Source organism: Cohnella sp. CFH 77786, assembly GCF_019400745.1.
In the GTDB taxonomy this organism is placed as follows: Bacteria; Bacillota; Bacilli; order Paenibacillales; family Paenibacillaceae; genus Cohnella.
The window spans coordinates 413034-434847 of the sequence record NZ_WJIB01000003.1; the positions used below are offsets into that span (position 1 = coordinate 413034).

Genomic DNA, 21814 nt, shown 5'->3' on the forward strand with positions numbered 1-21814 from the left:
GTATGGAAGTGCACTATCTCCCGAAAGGTGAGGAACGATGGACTTCAAACGGCTCTCGCAATTTATCGATCAGATCACATCTTGGCGCATCCCCTGGGCGGAAGTGGTCGTTATCCAGCGCAACGAAACGGTTTTCCGTTATCGTAACGGTTACGCCGATTTGGAAGAGAAGATTGCGATCGACGATCGCCGGATCTTCAATCTCTACTCGCTGACGAAGATCCTAACGTGTACGGCGGCGCTTCAACTCGTTGAGAGAGGCGCGTTTCTGCTGAACGATCCGCTGTCGGCCTATTTGCCGGAATACGCCGAAATGACGGTGAGGAAATCTTTGCCGGACGGTCGAATCGCGCTCGAACGGGCAGAGAGACCGATCCGAGTGCGCGACCTGTTCGCCATGACGGCCGGTTTCTCCTATGACCTCGGCGCGCCTTCGATCCGGGATGTCGCGAAACGCACGGAAGGAAGGGTACCGACCCGCGAATTTGCTTCGGCGCTTGCCAAGGAACCGCTGCATTTCGAGCCGGGGACCCGGTGGAACTACAGCTTGTGTCATGATGTCCTCGCCGCTCTGGTCGAGGTTGTGGACGGAAGGCGATTCAGCGCGTACGTGCGGGATGAAATTACCGGCCCGCTCGGCATGCAGGATACGGGCTTCGATCTCTCGGAGGAGCAGCGCGGCCGTCTGGCTCCGCAGTACGAATATGACGATGCGCTGGGTAAGCCTGTACGCAAAGACGGAAACGGGTTCCGGGTCGGTACGGAATTCGAAAGCGGAGGGGCAGGGCTGCTGTCGACCGTGAGCGACTACGTTCTGTTTTTGAACGCGCTGACCAATCGGGGGACAAGCCCGGACGGCGTGCGTATACTATCGCCGGCGGCCGTGGACCTGATGCGGACGGATCATTTGGACGCGAGCATGCGCGGCGATTACTCCTGGGAGCAGCTGGCTGGTTATGGGTATGGACTGGGCGTCAGAACCCATATCTCCAAGGCCGCGAGCGGATCGCTCACTCCGCTTGGCGAATTCGGCTGGAGCGGCGCGGCCGGATGTCTGGCGGTCATCGATCCGGATTCGCAGCTGACCGTGATGTATGCGCAGCATTTGCTGAATAACCAGGAGCCTTTCGTGCACCCTCGGTTGAAAAATATCGTGTATGCCTGCTTGTAAGGAGCAACGACAATCGTAATGACGGGATTGCCCGCTCTCGATCGAGGAGTGTTCGACCATGGATCTCGAAACGGTGATGAAGGAGCTTGAAGCTCTCGGCAAGGATCGTCTCAAGAAAATCTACCTATCCAACGGCGCGCGCGAACCGCTATTCGGCGTGGCTACAGGCGAAATGAAGCCCATCGCCAAGAAAATCAAAATCAATCAACCTTTGGCCGAGCAGCTTTACGCCACGGGGAACTACGACGCCATGTACTTCGCCGGCGTCATAGCGGATCCGAAAACGATGACGGAAGCGGATTTCGAGCGCTGGATCGATGGTGCTTATTTTTATATGCTGTCCGATTTCGTCGTTGCCGTAACCTTGGCAGAAACGGATATCGCGCAGGAAGTTGCCGATAAATGGATCGCTAGCGGCGAAGAGCTGAGAATGTCGGCGGGCTGGAGCTGTTACTGCTGGCTTCTGGGCAGTCGTCCGGACGGTGATTTTACCGAAAGCAAACTGGCCGGCATGCTTGAAATGGTGAACAATACGATCCACGATTCCCCCGAACGAACGAAATACGCGATGAATCAGTTTATTTACACGGTAGCGGTATCCTATGTGCCTCTCCATGATCAAGCAGTTGAAACCGCAAAGGCAGTAGGCCGGGTAGAAGTCAAACAAGGCAAGAAGTTCCTGAACGCTTCCGAAAATATTCAAAAGGCGTTAGACAGAAAGCAACTTGGTTTTAAACGCAAATATGTCAGATGCTAAGAGGTGACCCGGCTCAGGCTCGGGTCTTTTTCAATTAACCCCTGGCGGCAAGACAGGCCCGAACTTCACCAGCTGGTTCAATAAGCCCACCATATAGAGGGGATGATCACTGAATGAGCCGGATGCGACGACCTGCCTGGGCGAGGTCTGTGCGCTTGTCATAGGCCTAATTGATTGTTGTGCTCTCTATTGAGAGTTGAATCTAAAGAATTCCTGCGCTCAAAAATCCAAGAATCGTCCTACGATTAGATGATTTCGAAGCTGGCAAACTAAATGCATGGTGGCTCCTTAATCGAGACTTAGGGATAAAAGAGGACGGTAGGCACGTTGAAATAATGAAGGCGGATATAAGGGAATTACCGGGTTGGAACAAGGTTGACACTCGTGCACAGATGCGTATTTTAGCGGCTGCGAAGAAATACATTATTGAAAAAAGCTTAGATGATACTGCTAATTGGTTTGGATCAGATACTTTACCTTGGCCAGCAATAGCTGGTTATAGAGCAATTCGATTGGTGTACATGGAGGATATTAACTTCATAAGATCGTTAACCTCTGTGCATTGGAAAAATTGGTCCCCAGTTGTATTGTCTCAACCTATATCATTATCAATGGATGACGAATTAATAATTCATCATGAGATAATAAAGCTTACGTATGAAAGTGCTCCGGATCAGGTTATTTCCGATTTGTTGAAACTTATCGATAAAGAAAATGAAAAACATTCAAATGTCTATATTCTCAGGTATTTTAAAGGTTGTTGGGATGCTCGATTAGGAGAATCAGTTTTAAATAAGTTAAAAACGCAGAGTCTCATGCCAGAATCTATGAAGTGCATTCTAAATGAACTACTAATACATCAAATAAAAGGAACAGAGGATTATGCCAAGTCATTAATTTCACCCCAGTTATTAGATGATAAGCAATCACGTACGGCGGCAATCATTTCTGCCAACGTATTATTGAGGAATTCTATAGGTTGGAAGGATATCATTTGGCCACTAAAAGCAACTAATCCTGTATTTTTACATGATGTTATACTTACTTTCTCGAGTAACTTTGAAAGATACTACCTTATTCAAAACTTATCAGAAATGGAACTTGCTGATCTATATATTTGGTTAGTAAATAGATTTCCTTATCAAGAAGACCCTAATCATGATGATGATGAAATGGCACATTTCGTAGGACCTCGGGAAGAGGTGACTAGTTTTAGGGATGAAATATTACGCTATCTTTCAAATAAAGGAACCATGGAATCTTGTGATCAACTTGCTCGAATAGTATCGGAATTGCCTGAACTTCCGTGGTTGAAGTGGACACTATTTGAAGCACAGGATGTAACCCGTCGCAAAACCTGGTCCCCTCCATCTCCCATAGATATCATTAAGCTAGTGGGAACCAAGCGTAACAGGCTAGTTCAAAGAGAGGAACAATTATTAGAGGTGCTAATCGAATCCCTTGGCAGGCTTGAGCAAAAACTACATGGGATTACGCCAGAAGTTATTTGGCTCTGGAATGAAACCGATAAACGAAAATACCGCCCTAGATCTGAGAATGAATTTTCTGATTATCTAAAACAACATCTGGAACGTGATCTTGTAAATACAGGAATTGTAGTTAACCGCGAAGTTGAAATACGGAGAAGTACCGGTTCATTGCCAGGGGAACGTACGGACATTCATGTTAACGCTATTCTTTTAGGGGATGGACGGGGAGCAGCGGAGATAATTACGATTATTATTGAGGTTAAGGGAAATTGGCATGAACAGCTTTTTCAAGCAATGGAAACACAATTGGTGGATAGGTATCTAAAAGATGCAAAATGTAAGTACGGGTTATACTTGATTGGATGGTTTGAGAGTGTAAATTGGGATGCTTCTGATAGACGCAAAACTGCAATTCCATCAGGTGGGCTTGAAAAGACCAAGCGTTTATTAAACGACCAGGCTAGAAGGTTATCCAAAAGAGGGATAGAGGTTAAGTCTTTTGTATTGAATGCATATTTGTAAGAGAGTAAAATTGCGCGTCCGGGAAATGGACGTATAGCAGACTTCCGATTACCAGCGATACCCATCCGACTAAATTCGCGTGCACACACATCGGAGACAACAACACTAAGGCTAATAGAAAAGAGGGGCGCGGGCACTCCCCCTCTTTTTATTAGGATTTTGGAGCCTTCACAAGCGGCTCCCAGAACCCGAACGTCGGCGCCGCCCCATGCGGCGAACCGACATAGCGGACGGCATTCGCGATGACCCGCAACACATCCTTATGGTAATAAGTAGGGTTGCCTTGATGTCCCGGGCGGAAATAGAAGATTTTGCCGAGGCCGCGGTGGTATTCGCAGCCGCTGCGGAACACTTCGCCGCCCTGAAACGAACTAATGAAGACAAGCCGTTCCGGAGCGGGAATATCGAAAAACTCGCCATACGCTTCCTCATGCTCGATATCGATATACTGGCCGATCCCTTCCGTAATCGGGTGTGCGGGATCGACGACCCAGAGGATTTCCCTCTTGGCGTCCTGCCGGTATTTCAATGAGCAGGTCGTCCCCATGAGCATCCGGAAGATTCTCGACCAATGCCCCGAATGCAGGACGATGAGTCCCATTCCCGCAAGCACTCTCGCATGAATTCTGCGCACGATCTCGTCCGGGATTTGCTCATGCGCATATTCCCCCCACCAAATGAGGACGTCCGTCTGGTCGAGAGCATCGACCGTCAAGCCGTGCTCAGGTTCCTCCAGCGTGGCGGTCCGAATGCGGAAGCCGTAGGGGGACAACGCGTCGGACAAGGCCATATGTATTCCCTTTGGATAAATCGCGGCGACTTGGGGCTCCTTACGCTCGGCAATGTACTCGTTCCATATCAAGACCCGGATCGGATTCGTCATGGAAGCGGGACCATCGCCCATTACGGTACTCATCTTCACATCGCTCCTTTTCGGAAGAACAGGATTGTCCGTTAGGATTGTGCTTGGCCGCTGATATAATCGGCCGTGCGGATCGCCAATGCGACCGTCGTTAAAGTAGGATGGGCAGGCCCCGACAACCGAACGACGCTGTTATCGGCCACGAACAGACCGGAAATTCCGTGGATTCGGCCGAAGGCATCGGTTGCCGAGGTGTCGGGATCGACGCCCATCCGGCACGTACCGCACTCATGATTGTCTTCTCCCGGAGGCAGAAGACGGGGCGCGCTTTCCAACTCGAGTCCCATACTGGCCACGGCCTTTTCCAGGAATTTGAACTGTTTGCCGATCGTCACCCGGTCTTCATTGCCGTACGTAAATTTCACCTGCAATCTTGGTACGCCGTACTCGTCTTCCGTTCCCGGGACGAGATAAACATGATTGTCGAACTGCGGTTCCATGGTTCCTTGGCAGTAAAACCGGAATCTCAATTCGTTCAAATACGGTTTTTCTTCGTACGCATACCAATAATATTGTTCCGGATCGGGCCCGATTCCGGTCACCAGAATTCGGCTGTTTTCCGGATGGGGGACCATGAGGCTCGCCACCCCCGATACTTCTCCGAATTGATCCCGGCTGCCCCTGGCGATTGCGATCAGCTTCGGGTGATTCACCAAGTAATGTCCGATCGCTTTCCCGGGAATGCCGGAGTGGAGCAGGAGCCGCGGCGTCTCCCAGGTTCCGGCGGAGAGGATGACCGTTTTGGCGGCGATCGTGTAACTTTTCCTGTCGGGAGTCATGACCTTCACGCCGGCCGCTCTCCCCTTGTCGATGAGCACTTGATTCGCCCGTACATGGACGGCGAGATCAAAGGGTCTGATGTTGAGGGCTGCAGCAAAAAAGTTGATCGAGCTGGTAAATACATTCGAATGAATGATGCCGAATTGCGACGCCTGGAGGTCGGCGGAAAGGGGCAGAGCCTGGGCATCGGCAAGCCCTTGCGCTCGAAGCCGCTTCAGAAGCGTCTGCTGGATCGACGACCCCTTGGCGTAGTCGGTCGTGACACTCATCATTTCTTCGGCAAGCAGGTAATATCGAACCATTTCCCGATACGAAATCGGCCATGATTTGAACTGTACCGGGGATAAGCGGGGCGACACCAAGTTCCATTGCAGGGTTCGTCCTCCAAGAGCCCTTATGATCTTGGCACCCGGGTATTCCGGCCACTGCTTTCCGATATATTCCGTATGCAAGGGATTGTCGAAAAAACGTACGAAACGTTCCTGGTCCATGGTCGGGAGATTTCGCCCGTGCGTCGGCAAGAGCAGCGGGCCCGATTCGATGATTCCGATTCTTTTCCCGGATGCTGCCCATTGCTCGCTCAGTCTCCATAGAACGGCGCTTCCTCCGGCTCCGCTGCCGACGATCAGCGCATCGTAATCGGTTTGCGCCATCTTCTCTATAGGGGTCATTGGCAACCATTCCGGTTGCAAAGGACCGGGGGGAACCCATTGTCTGCGAGTGGGGGAGAGAATAAACGGGTTAAGGGGTTCGGGGTCCGTCTGACGCGATATCGGCATGATCCATCACCTCCAAGCCGGGAATCTCTCTTCCGTAATCAACTCGACGTTTCGACGATATAGTCGGCCGTGCGAATGGCGAGCGCAATCGTCGTCAAAGTGGGGTTTGCCCCCGCGGTAAGCGGCACTACGCTGTTATCTGCCACATAGAGCTCCGAAATGCCGTGTATTTGCCCGTAACGATTACACGCCGACGCAGCGGGATCGTCGCCCATCCGGCACGTTCCCGCCTCATGTCGGATGCTTCCCGGAGGCCATAACTCGGGCGGTCTCCGGGTCGACATTTTCGCGATTTCGATCCATTTGCCCGTCCAAACGATCATTTGTTCAATTAACGCCATATCCCGGTTGCTGAAAGAAAAATCGATGTCAATTCTGGGAACGCCGTAGGCATCAAGCTGCGATGGCTGGAGGAATACCCGGTTTTCGAACCTTGGCTCGACCGGTCCATAGGAATAAAACAAAAAAGGGAGCGAATCGGCCACGGCCGGTTCCTCGAATTTGTGACGAAAACTCGGTCCTAACAACAGCATATGAAATCTCCGTTCTTCCGAGTCCGGTACGTAAATCTTTGAGGTTCCCAATACTTCGGGGAACTCCCGACGTCCGGCCGTTGCTTCGGCGGCCACGAAAGAATGATCGACCAAATATCTGCCGATGGCTTCCCCCGGAATGCCGGAATGGAGCAGAAGGCGCGGAGTTTCTAGCGTGCTTGCGGACACGATAACGGTTCTCGCGGAGATGACATACGATTCTCTATTCCAATTCATGACCTGAATGCCGGAGACTTTGCCTTTCTCGGCGAGTACCCGAACGGCGCGCGTCCTTACGGCCAGATCGAATGGTCTGGCATTCAGCGCACGAGCCATAAAATCGATGGAGCTGAAAGCGGGATTGGAGTGGACTTGCCCGAATTGAGTGACCTGGGGATCGAGGGCGAGCGGTACGGTCGCGGCTTCCGGAAGTCCGCCGGAACGTGAGCGGTCTAGCAGGATGTCCTGAATCGCAGAGCCTAGAGCGTAGCTTGTGTTTACCTTCATGACCCGTTCTGCAATATTGTAGTAGGGTACGAGCTCCCGATAAGAGATCGGCCAAGTTTCGAAAGTGAACGGGGGGAAGCGCGGGCTTTCCATGGCCCAAACGATAGTCCTTCCGCCGAGTGCCCTGAGGATGATCGCATTCGGAAAATCAGGCAAGAGATTCCCCACATGATCCGAATGGGCAACTCGGAACTGCTCAAAGCGGTTACCGTTAAAAACGGGCATGTTCGCGGCGTGTGTCGGAACCAGCAGGTCCCCGGCTTCGACGAGGCCGATTCGTTTGCCGGTTCGTCTCCATTTCTCGCAAAGCCGCCAGAGTGCCGCTCCCCCTCCTGCGCCGCTGCCGACGATGATGACGTCGTAGTCGGTCTGCGCCATTTTCTCGATCGGGGTGAGCGGAATCCATTCTTCCATGTCCGCTTTGGAAGGATTCAGCGACATGCGCATTCACACCCTTGTTTAAGTGATACTTATACTTATGTTGAGGACGACAAAATACATGCACCAAGCATCTTATGTTAGGATATAGAAAAGAAGTCCTTCGGAGGTTGCCGCGTGAACTGGAGATGGATCGGTTATTTTGCCTTGGCGTTTGTCGTGATCCAAATTCCCGTCATCGGGACGTTCTTCAAAATCGCCGACACGATGATCCACGAATCGTCTCATGCCATCATGACCTTGCTCCTGCAAGAAAAGGTGCTCCAAATCGAATTGTTCGCTAATACGGAAGGCGTCACGTATTCCGAATTTTCCTCCCGGACCTCTTCGATTCTCATTAGCGCTGCCGGCTATACGGGCTCGTCTATCGCCGCTTTGTGTTTAGCCGTTCTATGCGCGCGGGGAAAACATGCGGCGTCGCTCTGGTTCTTCCTGCTGGTCGCGGCCGTGAATCTGGTACTGTGGGTACGCAATCCATTCGGAATGACATGGCTTGCGCTGTTTATCGGGTTATTGCTCTTTGCGCTATGGAGGCGCGGGAACTGGACCGTCGTCTTGTCCGTCGGGCTGTATGTGTTCGTGCTGGCGGAATCGGTGTCGGGAAGCTTTACCATTCTATGGTTGAGCTTGCATAGTCCCGCTTCAGCCGGGGATGCGGCGAATTTGGCTCGAGACACCTTATTGCCCGCCGGGTTCTGGGGCGCGCTGTTCATGCTGCAAGCGATCGTGTTCGGCTTCTTGAGTGTGAGGACGGTCATGCGCAGAAGCGTAACGAGTGCAAAAGGGCGAACGGTATCTTATTAGCTATTCTTTCAGCATTGAAGCAGGGGAGTACGCCGCAAGTGCGTCTCCCCCGTATCGTTACGGCAGATCTTGAAACATATCGATGAAGCGCCGAGCGGTTTTGGAGAGATAGCGGTCCCGCAGCCATACAATTCCGTTTTCGGAATGAAAGTCCGCGTTTGCAATCGGAAAGGTGGAGATGTTCGTGAGGGGAAAAGAAGCGGTAACCGATTTCGGCAAAATGGTGGCTCCGATTCCAGCCGCGACGAGAGCGATCGTGATGGCGACGCTGGAACATTCACATAGAATCCGGGGCTCAAGGCCCGATTGGCGGAATTCCTTCAAGACCTTGGCATGCATCCCGGTCGTCTGATCGCTCTTCAGCGTGATGAAGGGATATTGCGCCAGCTCCCGCATGTCGATGCCGGGTTCGGCCGAAGCCGGACTCCATGAATCGGGAAGCAAGGCCACGAACGGGTCGGGAGGCAAGGGCAGGACGGAATAACGCTCCGGGTCGGAGGCTGCTTCGAAGGGGAGCCTGGCGATCACGAGCTCGATGTTTCGTTTCTCCATCTGTTCCCCGAGCAGGAAGTGATCCCCTTCGCGGATTTTGAAGGTGACCCCCGGAAATTGTTGACGGAAACGTTCGATCCGCCGCGGCAGGAGGGAAACGCAGGAAACGACGGAACCGATCGAGAGGACGCCTTGAATGCCTTCGTCCAACTCCCGGACCTCTTGCACCGTTTCGTCGAACTGCTGAAGCAGCCGCTCGGCTCTCTCACGCAAAAGTTCACCGGCATGCGTCAGGGTTAACCGTTTCCCGCTCCGGTCGAACAGCGTGACGCCCAGCTCCTGTTCCAGCATTTTCATCTGTCGGCTGAGCGGGGGCTGCTCCATATTCAAACGTTTGGCAGCGCTTGTCACTTGGCCTTCCCGGGCGACCGCCAAAAAATAACGGAGCTGACGGATATCCATCTGAGCGCACATCCTCATCATACTTTTTCGGTATATTTTTTCTACAAAACAGATATTTCCAATATACATAACGGGTTGCTATGATTCAACTATCGAATGAGGAGAGGAATGGATGCGGAGATGATTCAAACGATTTCCATGGAACGTACGCGTGCTCCCAAAACGAAACCGGAGATGGATTCGCTGGGCTTCGGAAATGTTTTTACCGATCATATGTTTCTGATGGACTACGAACCCGTCCGTGGCTGGCACCAGCCGCGCATTGTGCCGTACCAACCGATTTCCTTGGATCCCTCGGCCAGAGTGTTTCATTATGGACAATCGGTGTTTGAAGGGCTGAAAGCCTATCGAACGCAAGATCGCAAAATCCTTCTCTTTCGTCCCGAAATGAATATCCGAAGGCTGAACCGCTCATGCGAGCGATTAAGTATTCCTCCCCTGGACGAGGAGATGGTCCTGGAGGCGCTGAAGCAGCTCATCCGGACCGATCGGGAGTGGGTTCCCGGCGAACCCGGCTCCTCCCTCTACGTCCGTCCCTTCGTTATCGCGACGGAGCCCGCGCTTGGCGTGGCACCTTCCCGCCAATACCGGTTCATCATCATCCTCTCGCCGGTCGGCTCTTATTATTCCGAAGGAATCCATCCCGTTTCCATCCATGTGGAATCGGAGTACGTTCGGGCTGTTGCGGGTGGCGTAGGCCATGCCAAAACCGCCGGCAACTACGCTGCAAGCTTAAAAGCCCAGGAGGAAGCCTCCCGGAACGGGTGCGCGCAAGTGCTATGGCTGGACGGCGTACATCGGAAGTATGTCGAGGAAGTCGGCAGCATGAACGTGTTTTTCCGAATCGGCGATACCGTAGTGACGCCGTCCTTGACCGGCAGCTTGCTCGAGGGGATCGTCCGCGATTCGGTGATCCGGATGCTCCGTCACTGGGATGTCGCCGTAGAGGAGCGGATGATTTCCATCGGGGAGGTTGTGGAAGCGCATCGTGAGGGCTTTCTCCAGGAAATTTTCGGTACGGGGACGGCCGCCGTCATTTCTCCTGTCGGAGAGCTGCATTGGCAAGGCGAGAAGCTGGCGATCGGCGGCGGGGGAACGGGCGAGTTGTCGGCCAAGATTTACGAGACGTTAACGGGTATCCAGACGGGAAGGCTTCCCGACCCGTTTCAATGGATGATGGAGTTGCCTCCTGCTTAAGAAGAGTAACATTATCCAGCGATCATATCGATTGGAAGACCGAAGAAGGAAGTCCCCGACATTCCCATTGATCGTGATATAATGCTCCCATAATAGGCAAAAACCAACACCGTACAGAGGGAGAAGATATGAGATATGACTCTGATTAGCGCAATACTTGTAGCGGTTGTGGCTCTCGAACATCTTTACATCTTGGTCCTGGAGATGTTCTTGTGGACGACGCCGCGAGCGATGAGAATTTTCGGTACGACCGAGCCATTCGCGGAAGAAACGAAAACATTGGCGGCGAATCAGGGACTCTACAACGGCTTTCTCGCAGCTGGTTTGATCTGGGGGCTCGTACATCCCAATCCTGCGTTCGGGCATCAAATTCAGCTGTTCTTTCTCGGGTGCATTCTGGCGGCTGCGGTATACGGCGGCTTAACGTCGAAGCGTTCCATACTCCTTACGCAAGGACTTCCGGCTCTGACAGCGTTCGTGTTTGTTCTCGCTTGAGGTCCGGGACCGAGCTCTGGGGCTCCATTCGGGCTCCATTCAACTGCAGCGGCAAAAACAACCTCATTCCGGCCTGTTGCCGGATCGAGGTTGTTTTTGTTTTTCCGTTCTTTCCGTTAAATCCCGGCTCCGATGAACGCGCGTCCCGAACCTTCGTGGTCCTTGGCGGCCGTTTCGTCGGCAGCCGTTCTCCTTTTGCGATAAAGCACATACGACCCGGCGATCAAGGCGAAGTATACGAGCATCGGCAAGCAGGCAACGACGGAATCGCCGACGGCTAGGCTCGAATAAACCACGCTGATCAAGTCGAAGGCCAATCCGGCATAGGCCCATTCTTTCAACCGGGGGAAGCCTGGAATCAGAATCGCCGCGACACCGAGTATCTTCACGATTCCGCTGTAGAACACGAAATAGTCCGGGTAACCATAGTGCTCGGTGATGAACTTCGCGGTTTCCTTCTCCCCCGCGACAGCCAGGATCGCCGAGAACAACATCGACAGCGAAAACAGGATGGTGACCGTCCAATAAGCGATTTTGATTTTTCTCACGATACATCTCTCCTTCAATTCGATTGTGTTTTCCTTGATCAGAATATACCATATTGAGAATATTCCTGTAAAGGAATATTTTAAAATAGCATCAAACTTCAAATAAATCGCGGAAAAGGCAGCCTTGATCCGGTCTGTTGCCAGGTTAAGGTTGTTTTTGCGTCTATAGAGGACTTCGCCCGGATGCATCTTGAGATCGATAGGGGTATAGTAGGTTTGTGCGAAAAAGGCGAACGGGGCGCGGAGAGGAAGTGCGACAAATTGAAACCGGTGCGGTTGCTGCTCGATTTTCTTCGGGTGAGATGGTACTTTTATTTGCTTGGAATCGCGATCATTACGTCGGCCAACCTCTTCTACGCGTATTATCCGAAGGTGCTGGGAAGCTTCACCGATACGCTCAAGCGGGGAGAATTGACGGGTTCGTCCGTCGTGGACTACAGCGTCCAATTGATGATCATCGGGCTGTCCTACGGGATTCTCGGCGGTATCGGCCAGTTCATCATCGTGTACTTGGGGCGGTCGTTCGAAAATGTGGCCCGGCGGCGGTTGTTCGGGCATCTGACGCTGCTCAGCGAGCATTATTATTCCAAAAAAGGAGTCGGCCACTTTCTCAGCTACATGATGAACGACGTGACGGCGGTTCGGGAATCGCTCGCGATGGGGGTCAACCAGACCACGAACGCGACGATTTTGATGGTGTCGGCCGTGGCGATGATGCTGTCGAGCGATATTCCGCTTTATGTAATCGCGGTATGTATCCTTCCGCTGTTGCTCATCCCGTTTATCGTCGTCAAGATCGGGCCGGTGATCCGCCAGCGGTCGCTGGACACGCGCGATGCGCTCAGCCGGATGACCGAGTCTGCCGAGGAGCAGTTCGCCGGCATCCGCGTCACCAAGAAATTCGCGGTAGAGGACGTGATGAACGGCCGGTTCGGCGATACCGTAGACGCGATCCGGGATCGGCAAATCCGGCTCATTCGCGTATCGTCGCTGTTCCAGGCGCTGATTCCGTTTCTCGGGGCACTTTCACTGATCGTAACCCTCGCGTTCGGCGGGTACCACGCGCTGCACGGCACGATCACGCTGGGCAGCTTCGTCGCGCTGACGCTGTATATCCGCATGATGATCAACCCGCTTCAGGCGGTCGGCAACGTCATCAACTCGATGCAGCGATCGCGCGCTTCGCTCGACCGGCTGAACGGGCTGTTCGCCACGTTGCCGGATATCCGGGAGAGCGATCAAGCGGTGGCCCTGGATATGGGGAAGGCGGCGATCGAAGTGGAAGGATTGTCGTTCTCCTATCCCGATACGGACAGCGAGTCTCTTCATGACGTATCGATTACCGTTCAACCGGGGAAGACGCTGGGCATCGTCGGCAAGACGGGCAGCGGCAAAACCACGCTCGTCAAGCTCCTGCTCCGAATCTATGACCCGCCGGCAGGAACGATCCGGATCGGGGGCGTCGACGTCCGCGACCTGAAGCTGGAAAGCTTGCGCAGCGGCATCGCCTACGTGCCGCAGGACGGCTTTCTGTTCAGCACCACGATCCGGGAAAACATCGCATTCTACCGAAGGGATTCCGATCTCGAATCCGTGGAGAACGCCGCCCGGCTGGCGCAAATCCATGCCAGCATCGCCGAGTTCCCGGACCGATTCGAGACGAAGCTCGGCGAGCGGGGCGTCACCTTGTCGGGCGGCCAGCGGCAGAGGACCAGTCTCGCCCGCGGCCTGATCAAGCAGGCGCCGATTCTCGTTCTGGACGACAGCGTCAGCGCCGTCGATGCCGTCACGGAGAAGCGGATCATCGATTCGATCCGGCAAGACCGCAGCGGCAAAACGACCTTGATCATCGCCCATCGGATCAGCGCGCTGAAGCACGCGGACGAGATTATCGTGCTTGACGAGGGGCGGATCGTGCAGCGCGGCCGTCACGAGGAACTATTGAAGCAGGACGGCGTCTACAGGGCGCTGCATGCCATTCAGGAGGAGGGAAGCCGAGTTGCCCAAGGCTATTGACGACTGGCAAGGCGCCCGATCGGATTCCGCGGCGCAGCCGCAGATGCGGACGCATGTAAAATCGGTTTCGGCTTTCCGGGCGTTATACGAATACGCGGGACCCTACCGGCTGACCTTTCTCGGCGTGATCGGCTGCACGCTGCTCGCGATCGCGGCGGATCTGCTGCAGCCGTATTTGGTCAAAATCGTCATCGACGACCATCTGATGGCGGGCAGCCAAGATTACGGCACGATGCTTGTCATCGCGGGCGTGTACCTGGCGCTCGCGCTCGGCGGCTTGCTGTTTACGTATTTGCAGAACAACTTGCTCCAATTTGCCGCCCAGAGCATCATTGCCGCGATCCGGAAGCGGATTTTCCGGCACATCATGTCCCAATCGATGTCCTATTTCAACCGGGTCCCGAGCGGCAGCCTCATCACGCATGTCTCCAGCGACACGGAGGCGCTCAGCGCCTTTTTCAGCCAGGTGCTGCTCAGCCTGCTGCGGGACGGGATGACGCTTGTCTTCATCGTCGCGGTCATGTTCAAGCTGGACGTCACGCTTACCTTGTACTGTTTGTGCCTGTTGCCCGTGATCGCGCTGATCGCCGTCTCCTTCCGCTCCTATATCCGCCGAACCTATCAGATGGCGCGGACGAACCTGTCCCGGCTGATCGCGTTTACCGCGGAAAATTTGGCCGGCATGGGGCTCATTCAGGCTTTCCACCAGGAGAAGGAGCAGCAGTCCCAGTTCTTGGTGCGCAACCGCGCCTATTTCAAAGCGAACATCCGGGAAGTCCGTTCGAACGTGCTGTTTAACCGGTCGTACGAGATTCTGGGAAACCTGGCGGTCGCTTTCGTGACTTGGCTGGGAGGCAAGGCGGTGCTTGGCGGCGGCATCGAGCTCGGCGTGCTGTATGCATTCATTACGTATATCCGGCAGTTTTTCCAGCCGATCAACAACATTACGCAGCAGTGGAACACGCTGCAATCGGCCAACGTGTCGGCAAGCCGGATATGGGGAATTTTCGCGACCGAGCCGGAGGTGAAGGATGCTCCGGAACCGGTGGTGCCGGATGAAAGCCAGGTGAAAGGCAAGCTCGATTTCGAGCGGATTACGTTCGGGTACGCGCCGGATCAGCCGGTCATCCGCGATGTCAGCCTTCAGGTCCGGCCGGGCGAAATGATCGGCATCGTCGGTACGACCGGGGCGGGCAAAAGCTCCCTGATCGGCCTGATGTGCCGGTTTTACGACGTATGGAGCGGAAACGTGCGGATTGACGGCACCGATGTCCGCGACATTCCGCAGCAGAAGCTCCAGCGGATGATCGGGCTCGTGCAGCAGGAGCCGTATTTGTTTTCCGGCAGCATCGTGGACAACGTCAGGCTGTTCGACGAGTCGATTCCGCGGGAGGAAGCCGTGGCCGCGTGCCGGCTGGTCGGTGCGGATGCGCTGATCCGGCGGATGAAGGACGGCTACGATACGCGCCTGACGGATCGGGGCAGCGGTTTGTCCGCGGGCGAGCGGCAGCTGATTTCGTTCGCCCGGATCGTCGTGTTCAAGCCGAAAATCCTGATCCTCGACGAGGCGACGGCGAACCTCGATTCGCATACCGAGCAGCTGCTCCAATCCGCGCTGAATTATGTTTCGCGAGGACGCACGACCCTGGTCATCGCGCACCGGCTGTCTACCGTGATGCACGCGGACCGGATTCTCGTGATGAAGGCCGGCCAAATCGTGGAGCAGGGGAAACATGCGGAGCTGCTGGCGCGGCGAGGGTACTATGAGGAGCTGTACCGGCATTCGCAGGGGAGGCACACGGGGTAATGGTTTTCGGGCATGGTCAAACAGCGGGCGAACGGTCAAGATCGTATCCGGCGCGACGCAGGCCGATCAAGTGTTGGAGACGTAGATGAATTTGCCTATCCATGTCGTTAAATGATGCCAGATGTCCGGAAAATTCCGTTCACAATCCGCATCGATTTGAAGAGCAACCCCGCGTACGGAATATGCATCATCCCAGATAAGGGGGGCAGGCTTATTGGCAGCCCCGCCCAAATCGATCAAAAGGTAAGGTCTTTCGCGCAAAAATTCAAGCTCCGGCCAAGCACCCGGACCTAGCTTCATAGAGTAAGAGTAGTCGATCAACACCAATTTCCAGTCTTCTTCCCGCATATCGATCATCAAGTTGTCGGGGCGAATGTCCCGATGGATATACCCTGCTTCATGGAGTGTCGCCAAGATGGAGCACAACTGTTTCAACAACGTTTGCTTTTGCCGGCGGGTGAGAGAGTCCCGATTCTCCAGCAGCGTACTTAAGGTCATTCCTTCAATCCACTCCAGGGCAAGAAAAGGGAATGGAGGTTTATCTTCGTATGCCACGAGACGCGGGAAATGATCGCCCGCAAGCTGGTTGACGATAACAGCCTCTCGCCGCGTCGCTTCCCCGGACGTTCCATCTACTTTGATGAATACCCTTTTTCCGTCCGCCGCGTCAATGCCTTCATAATAATAAAAGCCATGATGGGCTTGTGAGTCTAAATAAGGGTTGAGATTTACGATTCGATAATTCTTCTCCAGATGTGCGGAAAACAAGGCATTAAGACTCATGTTCTTTCAGCTTCTATCGAGAAGGCTGCGATTAAAAAATACAGACAGATCGAGCGGAACGGTATACTGATAATTCCTGCTATTCAAATACGCGTCTAAAAAGGATTTAAGTAAGCGCGGATCAGTCATCGTATCGGGGGTAAAATCCGCGATCTCCATTTGTTTCGCCATCATCGACAAGCGCTCGAAATAATCCGGGGCAATGAACGGTTTATGGATGGCTGCATGGTAGAGCAAACTGTAAAAATAATCGCGGGGATTCGGGGTGAACAAACCTTTCGAGGAATAGGTCTTATTTTGCATAATGGACATTTCCCAGTTTTCGTCCATATAACCGTCTCCCACATGACGGAAATCGAATAACACCGACTGCCCTCCAACCGGAACCCGATAATGAATCCGATAGGGTTCCGGAAATACTTTTTGACCGTTGAGAAGATAGGCGACATCGACAGGATCCCGAACCAACAAATCGATATCGCCGTGCAGCTCCGTGGAGTAAATGTTCGGCAGATGTTCGAAATTACGCAATACGACATAGTCGGTCGTGGCATTGAGCACGGAAAAAAGCTGGCGCAAATCCTCCCAGCCGTGCGTTCCCCTAAGATCTTGATGCAGCACGGGACATTGCCCATCCCAATTCATCGGATGGTTCAGCAGGAAGGTATCCGGATCGTAACCTAACAATAAATTTAAGTCGCGGGAGCATTCCGCCGGGGTGTTCGTTGCATGGATTTTGTGCCCCCCTCCGGTCCATTGCCGATACAGGGATTTGGAGTCAAAAACATTCGTATTTACGGTCAAAACGCCTTTGGAGGTTTGCCGCGGTCCGTAGGCGGGGCGCTCGTCCAGAACGATGATGCAAAAAAAAGGACCTCGACCGCAGTGCATTTCTTTTTCGGAGCAGGGAGGCAAATCTTGACTATAGAAACGAGAGAGGTTGGAGGAAAATAGAGAAGGGGTCCAATAAATTTGATACGCTTTTTTGACCTTGAATTTTGTAAGAATGTCTTGCATGATGGGCTGCATCATAGGAGCGGCTTGCTCCCATACGATAAACAAATGGAGCTCAGGTTTCATGTGTTCTCCCAACTCCTTGCCGGATTCATACAGCAGTTTATGTCGGGATACTCAAGATAGCTTATACGTTCGTCACGATTGTTTCCTCGAATGAGGGACTGGCTGTCGCATGATTCCATATCCCGTGCTTGGAAACGGCTTTCCCCCGTTTTCGGCATCCGATGTTACGTTTTTTCCTCGACACGTTTTCACCGTCTCGATTTCTTTGGCGAACGACACCGGCTCTCTCCGAGATGCTGTCAAAGGGGTAACGTTTGAAATGCAATCGATTATACCACGCTTATGGAGGCTGAATATGCGCAAACTGATATTTTTCATAGGTGGAGCGGGAGCGGGAAAGACGACGCTGGCGAAGGCGCTCGCGAAGAGACGGGGGGCGGCTCTGTTCGACATGGATACGTTGCTGCGTCCCGCGGCGGAAGCGATCATGAGGCTGTCCGGCTTGGATCCCGACGACCGCGATTCGCCCGCTTACAAGACGCGATGCCGAGACTTGGGTTATCGGCTGACGATGAATGCGGCGCTTGAGAACCTGGAGATCGGAATGGATGCCATCGTCATCGGACCGTTCACCCGGGAGACCGGGGACGCGGCGTGGCTCGAGAGCGAGCTGGCCAGAATCGGCGCCTCGACGCGCGACGTGGAGGTGAAGGTTATCGTCGTCTCCTTGAAGGATACGGATTCTTACCGCGAACGCATTCGCGGGCGGGGCTCCGTACTGGACGTATGGAAACTGGATCATTGGGACGAGTTCAGCCGGTCTCTTACGGCGGATCGGAAAGTGAAATGGCGCCTTCCGGCGGATTCCGTACTGTATTTCGACAACTCGGGACCGTTTACGGACGGCAAAATCGCGCAATTGGATCAGTTTGTCTACGGTTCGAAGGAGTGAAAAGGAAGTCCGAAAATCGCGGACAAGCTGGAAATCGATAGGAGTGCGGCTGCATTTGCGGAAAGGGAGTATTGTCCAATGAAGAACGGTCAACTCGAAAAGATTAATCTGTACGACATCACGAAGGGGATAACGGATTATCGAAATTGGATCGTGAGCGAGGTGAACGACCATGCGCTGCGTATCGCCGTTATTGATGGAGAATTCCATTGGCATCAACATGAAGATTGCGACGAGTTGTTCATGGTGCTCGAAGGAGAGCTGTTCATCGATTTGGAAGACAAGACGATTTCGCTGAAGCCGGGGGAGTTATTCACGATTCCGCGAAACGTGATGCACCGTACTTGGTCCAAGGAAAGAACGGTGAATCTGTGTTTTGAAAAAACGAGCAACGAAATACAGGGGGAATGATTCGTCCAAGCCATGATACAAAGAGATTTTGCTCCTTGTACGCCCAGCATGGGCGTCATCTTTAGGGTGAAAGTCCCGAACGGGGGCTGGCGAGCGCCTACCGTAGCCAAGGGCAAGGGTGTCCGTCGTGAGGAGGAATCTGAAGGAAGCCGGAGGCAAATGCACGGGCCAAGGTACACGAACTGGATTTGAGGCAGGACTAGTCGGATGAGTTGCCAAGACACAACGAAATCCAAAGCCGCCAAGGGCTAATCCTGTAAACTCCAGTGGTCGCGGGCAGACAGATGACGCTCTTATCTGGGGAGGCCTGCGAATACGCGAAGTTATTTCGTAACCGCGGTTGAGAAGCCGCGCTGAATCCGCAGGAGTCAGCAGAGGCCATAGTACGGCAGTACGGGACGCCGGAAACCGGAAGGGCCGAACCGAAAGGAGAGAGGAAACCGATGCGTTCGCGCGAAGAGCAAAGACAGCAGAATATCTTACAAGAGAGCTCGCGGCAAAGAGAAGCAGTGAAGCCGTCAGGGTATGCCGGAGCGCCGAATTCTTCGTCGGCACAAATCGCCCCTTCCTCTCGCGAAGGCCAGAACGACCTGCTGGATAAGATGCTCGAAGGAAACAACCTTCGGCTCGCCTATAAGCGGGTGGTACAAAACGGAGGAGCGCCCGGAGTGGACCGAGTAACGGTAGCCGAGCTACAAGCTTACCTGAACACACACTGGGAAACGGTGAAGGCCCAACTCCTCGCGGGAACGTACGGACCCGCGCCAGTCAAACGGGTGGAAATCCCCAAACCCGGAGGCGGCGTGCGGCTGCTCGGAATCCCGACCGTGCTGGACCGCTTCCTCCAGCAGGCGCTTCTGCAAGTGATGAACCCGATCTTCGACCTCATTTCTCGTGGCACAGCTATGGCTTCCGCCCGGGAAAGAGAGCGCACGACGCGGTGAAGCAAGCGCAAAGATATATCCAAAACGGCCTGAAATGGGTCGTGGATATGGACCTCGAGCAATTCTTTGACCGGGTGAACCACGACATGCTTATGGCAAGAGTGGCACGAAGGGTGACGGACAAGCGTGTCCTGAAACTGATTCGTACCTACCTTAATGCCGGGGTCATGGCAGATGGCGCACTGGAACGAACGGATGAAGGCACGCCGCGAGGCGGGCCACTGAGTCCGCTCCTGGCGAACATCTTGCTGGACGACTTGGACAAGGAACTGACCAAACGAGGACTGCGGTTCGTCCGCTATGCGGACGATTGCAACATCTTTGTTGCGAGCAAGCGCGCCGGAGAGCGTGTAATGGAGTCGGTAACGCGCTTTGTAGAAGGAAAGCTGAAACTGAAAGTGAACCGGGATAAAAGCGCGGTAGACCGGCCATGGAATCGAAAGTTCCTTGGTTTTAGCTTCCTGTCGAGGCAGGCGACGATCCGATTGGCACCGAAAACCATCTCGCGTTTCAAAGAGAAGATTCGGGAGCTGACCGACCGGACACAGTCGATTTCGATGGAAGAACGCATCCTCCGCCTCAACCGCTACCTCATGGGATGGATAGGCTATTTCAGGCTGGCTTCGGCGAAAACCCACTGTCAGAATTTTGACCAGTGGATTCGAAGAAGACTCCGTATGTGCCTGTGGAAGCAATGGAAACGGGTGCGAACCCGCATCCGCGAGCTCCGGGCGCTCGGGGTCCCCAATTGGGCGGCCTTGGTGATGGCCAATTCCCGACGTGGAGCGTGGGAAATGTCCCGAAACACAAATAATGCCCTTCCGGCTTCCTACTGGGAAGCGAAAGGGCTGAAAAGTTTGCTTTCTCGGTATCTTGAACTTCGTTAACCTTTTGGAACCGCCGTATGCGGACCCGCATGTACGGTGGTGAGAAGACGGGGGCTCGCCGCCCCCTCTTACTCGATTATTCCTCGTATTTGGAGATTTCGACCAGTTCTCGCAGGGGAACGGATTTTGCCGCGTTCAGCGCGACGGCAGGAAACGGTATCATTTGAAATCGAATTGACTGCCCGGCTGGATCCTTTTTTGGGGGGGATGTGAGCAGGATCAACCGTTTAGGACTTTGAAAACGGTTGAAGGGGGGTATCCTTTGACGGACTTGAACACGTTGCTGAAATACGAAATGTCGCGGAAGCCGCACCGTTCGGCCACCTGCGTGACGGAGAAACCGCCGGTAGACAGCAGCATTTCCGCATGATTGACACGGATCATGTTCAAATATTCCTTGAACGAGCAGCCCATGTTCTTTTTGAACAATTTCCCCAAATAGACCGGATGAAGGTTGACGATTTCGGCCATGCCGGATAAATCCAGCTCCTCGGGATAGTGCTCGGCCACGTATTCCAAGACCTGATTCACCCGTTGATCGGCTTTCAGAAGCGAGGTATTCCGGTTCGTGATCGTCAAGAGGCGATGAACGATCAGCATGAACAAGGCCCTGGACTGCATGACATATCCCGGTTGCTTGCTCATCCACACTTGCGTGAACTGCTTGAAATACCCGATGAGTTCGCTCGTGATGACGTTTTTGGTCACGGTTTGAAGCGGGAGCGGGTCCGTCCTGCCGGCCAGCCATTTGAAATTGAAAGCGTAGGAATGCATGGGATTATCCTTGAACGTATGCGCCTCGCGAACGCTGCCGACGGGGATGTAGACGACGTCGCCGGCTTCGATCGTATGCTTGACGCCATTGACGAAGTAATGGGATTTTCCTTCCACGATAAACGTTAGATCGTGAAAATCGATCGTTTGCTTGATGATTTCCCAGTCGGGAAAGCACCGCCGGTCGACGAAGAAATCGACGCTGGGGACCAGGTCCTGAAATCGGTCGAATACCGTCTCCATGATGTTCACCGCCCGTATCGCCTGAGGATATCGAAATCGATGAATGGTTGATTCCGGCTTCATCTTATCACCGAAGCCGG

General features: G+C 53.8%; 18 protein-coding genes and 1 pseudogene. 11 read left to right on the plus strand and 8 right to left on the minus strand.

Annotated features, from left to right (window positions below; all coding sequences use genetic code 11):
- Positions 1 to 37: 37 nt before the first annotated feature.
- The 3 genes from GE107_RS06965 (at position 38) to GE107_RS06975 (ending at position 3940) form a co-directional block, all read left to right on the plus strand.
- Positions 38 to 1171 (plus strand): serine hydrolase domain-containing protein, encoded by a 1134-nt coding sequence (locus GE107_RS06965; RefSeq protein WP_219638939.1) that lies wholly within the window; start codon positions 38 to 40, stop codon positions 1169 to 1171.
- A gap of 58 nt (positions 1172 to 1229) precedes the next feature.
- On the plus strand, positions 1230 to 1928 hold the full coding sequence (locus tag GE107_RS06970) for a DNA alkylation repair protein (RefSeq protein WP_219638940.1): 699 nt from the start codon (positions 1230 to 1232) through the stop codon (positions 1926 to 1928).
- 335 nt (positions 1929 to 2263) lie between these two features.
- Positions 2264 to 3940: a hypothetical protein gene (locus GE107_RS06975; protein ID WP_219638941.1), complete on the plus strand. Its 1677-nt coding sequence runs from the start codon at positions 2264 to 2266 to the stop codon at positions 3938 to 3940.
- 151 nt (positions 3941 to 4091) lie between these two features.
- Here GE107_RS06975 and GE107_RS06980 read toward each other — a convergent pair whose 3' ends face one another.
- From GE107_RS06980 to GE107_RS06990, 3 genes are all read right to left on the minus strand, one after another.
- Positions 4092 to 4856, minus strand: a complete 765-nt coding sequence (locus tag GE107_RS06980) for a ThuA domain-containing protein (protein ID WP_370636289.1) — start codon at positions 4854 to 4856, stop codon at positions 4092 to 4094.
- Between the two features lie 38 nt (positions 4857 to 4894).
- Positions 4895 to 6313, minus strand: coding sequence for a GMC oxidoreductase (locus GE107_RS06985; RefSeq protein WP_255570274.1), 1419 nt, complete (start codon positions 6311 to 6313; stop codon positions 4895 to 4897).
- 146 nt (positions 6314 to 6459) lie between these two features.
- On the minus strand, positions 6460 to 7902 hold the full coding sequence (locus tag GE107_RS06990) for a GMC oxidoreductase (RefSeq protein ID WP_219638943.1): 1443 nt from the start codon (positions 7900 to 7902) through the stop codon (positions 6460 to 6462).
- Between the two features lie 114 nt (positions 7903 to 8016).
- Here GE107_RS06990 and GE107_RS06995 point away from each other — a divergent pair, with 114 nt between their 5' ends.
- A complete protein-coding gene (locus tag GE107_RS06995; protein WP_219638944.1) occupies positions 8017 to 8703 on the plus strand; it encodes a M50 family metallopeptidase in 687 nt (228 codons plus the stop codon).
- Positions 8704 to 8760: 57 nt separating this feature from the next.
- Here the strand turns inward: GE107_RS06995 and GE107_RS07000 are convergent, their stop codons facing one another.
- Complete coding sequence (locus GE107_RS07000) at positions 8761 to 9657, minus strand: LysR family transcriptional regulator (protein ID WP_219638945.1); 897 nt, start codon at positions 9655 to 9657, stop codon at positions 8761 to 8763.
- A gap of 120 nt (positions 9658 to 9777) precedes the next feature.
- Between GE107_RS07000 and GE107_RS07005 the strand changes: the two genes are divergently transcribed.
- Positions 9778 to 10854: a branched-chain amino acid aminotransferase gene (locus GE107_RS07005; RefSeq protein ID WP_219638996.1), complete on the plus strand. Its 1077-nt coding sequence runs from the start codon at positions 9778 to 9780 to the stop codon at positions 10852 to 10854.
- A gap of 135 nt (positions 10855 to 10989) precedes the next feature.
- Positions 10990 to 11349, plus strand: a complete 360-nt coding sequence (locus GE107_RS07010) for a DUF1304 domain-containing protein (RefSeq protein ID WP_219638946.1) — start codon at positions 10990 to 10992, stop codon at positions 11347 to 11349.
- 116 nt (positions 11350 to 11465) lie between these two features.
- On the opposite strand, the gene GE107_RS26450 is transcribed toward GE107_RS07010, so the two are convergent.
- The gene (locus GE107_RS26450) at positions 11466 to 11897 is read right to left on the minus strand and encodes a DoxX family protein (RefSeq protein ID WP_370636290.1); all 432 of its coding nucleotides are present in this window, start codon (positions 11895 to 11897) and stop codon (positions 11466 to 11468) included.
- Positions 11898 to 12158: 261 nt separating this feature from the next.
- Between GE107_RS26450 and GE107_RS07020 the strand changes: the two genes are divergently transcribed.
- Complete coding sequence (locus GE107_RS07020) at positions 12159 to 13913, plus strand: ABC transporter ATP-binding protein (RefSeq protein WP_219638948.1); 1755 nt, start codon at positions 12159 to 12161, stop codon at positions 13911 to 13913.
- The gene (locus tag GE107_RS07025; protein WP_370636291.1) at positions 13897 to 15720 is read left to right on the plus strand and encodes an ABC transporter ATP-binding protein; all 1824 of its coding nucleotides are present in this window, start codon (positions 13897 to 13899) and stop codon (positions 15718 to 15720) included. Before GE107_RS07020 ends, GE107_RS07025 begins: the two co-directional genes overlap by 17 nt.
- A gap of 66 nt (positions 15721 to 15786) precedes the next feature.
- On the opposite strand, the gene GE107_RS07030 is transcribed toward GE107_RS07025, so the two are convergent.
- Together GE107_RS07030 and GE107_RS07035 are read right to left on the minus strand one after the other, a co-directional pair.
- A complete protein-coding gene (locus GE107_RS07030) occupies positions 15787 to 16503 on the minus strand; it encodes a serine/threonine protein kinase (protein ID WP_219638949.1) in 717 nt (238 codons plus the stop codon).
- A gap of 6 nt (positions 16504 to 16509) precedes the next feature.
- Entirely contained in the window at positions 16510 to 17583 is a 1074-nt protein-coding gene (locus tag GE107_RS07035; protein WP_219638950.1) for a hypothetical protein, read from the minus strand.
- 295 nt (positions 17584 to 17878) lie between these two features.
- On the opposite strand from GE107_RS07035, the gene GE107_RS07040 reads away from it, so the two are divergent.
- The 3 genes and pseudogenes from GE107_RS07040 to ltrA all read left to right on the plus strand — a co-directional run bounded on the left by GE107_RS07040 (position 17879) and on the right by ltrA (position 20717).
- Positions 17879 to 18475 carry a P-loop nucleotide/nucleoside kinase family protein gene (locus GE107_RS07040; protein WP_219638951.1) on the plus strand — a complete coding sequence of 199 codons (597 nt, stop codon included), beginning with the start codon at positions 17879 to 17881 and terminating at the stop codon, positions 18473 to 18475.
- Positions 18476 to 18553: 78 nt separating this feature from the next.
- Positions 18554 to 18886 carry a cupin domain-containing protein gene (locus tag GE107_RS07045; protein ID WP_219638952.1) on the plus strand — a complete coding sequence of 111 codons (333 nt, stop codon included), beginning with the start codon at positions 18554 to 18556 and terminating at the stop codon, positions 18884 to 18886.
- 443 nt (positions 18887 to 19329) lie between these two features.
- Positions 19330 to 20717, plus strand: a pseudogene (gene ltrA / locus GE107_RS07050) (group II intron reverse transcriptase/maturase).
- A 219-nt stretch (positions 20718 to 20936) separates the two neighbouring features.
- Here the strand turns inward: ltrA and GE107_RS07055 are convergent.
- Positions 20937 to 21734 (minus strand): AraC family transcriptional regulator, encoded by a 798-nt coding sequence (locus GE107_RS07055; RefSeq protein WP_219638998.1) that lies wholly within the window; start codon positions 21732 to 21734, stop codon positions 20937 to 20939.
- Between the last annotated feature and the right edge of the window lie 80 nt (positions 21735 to 21814).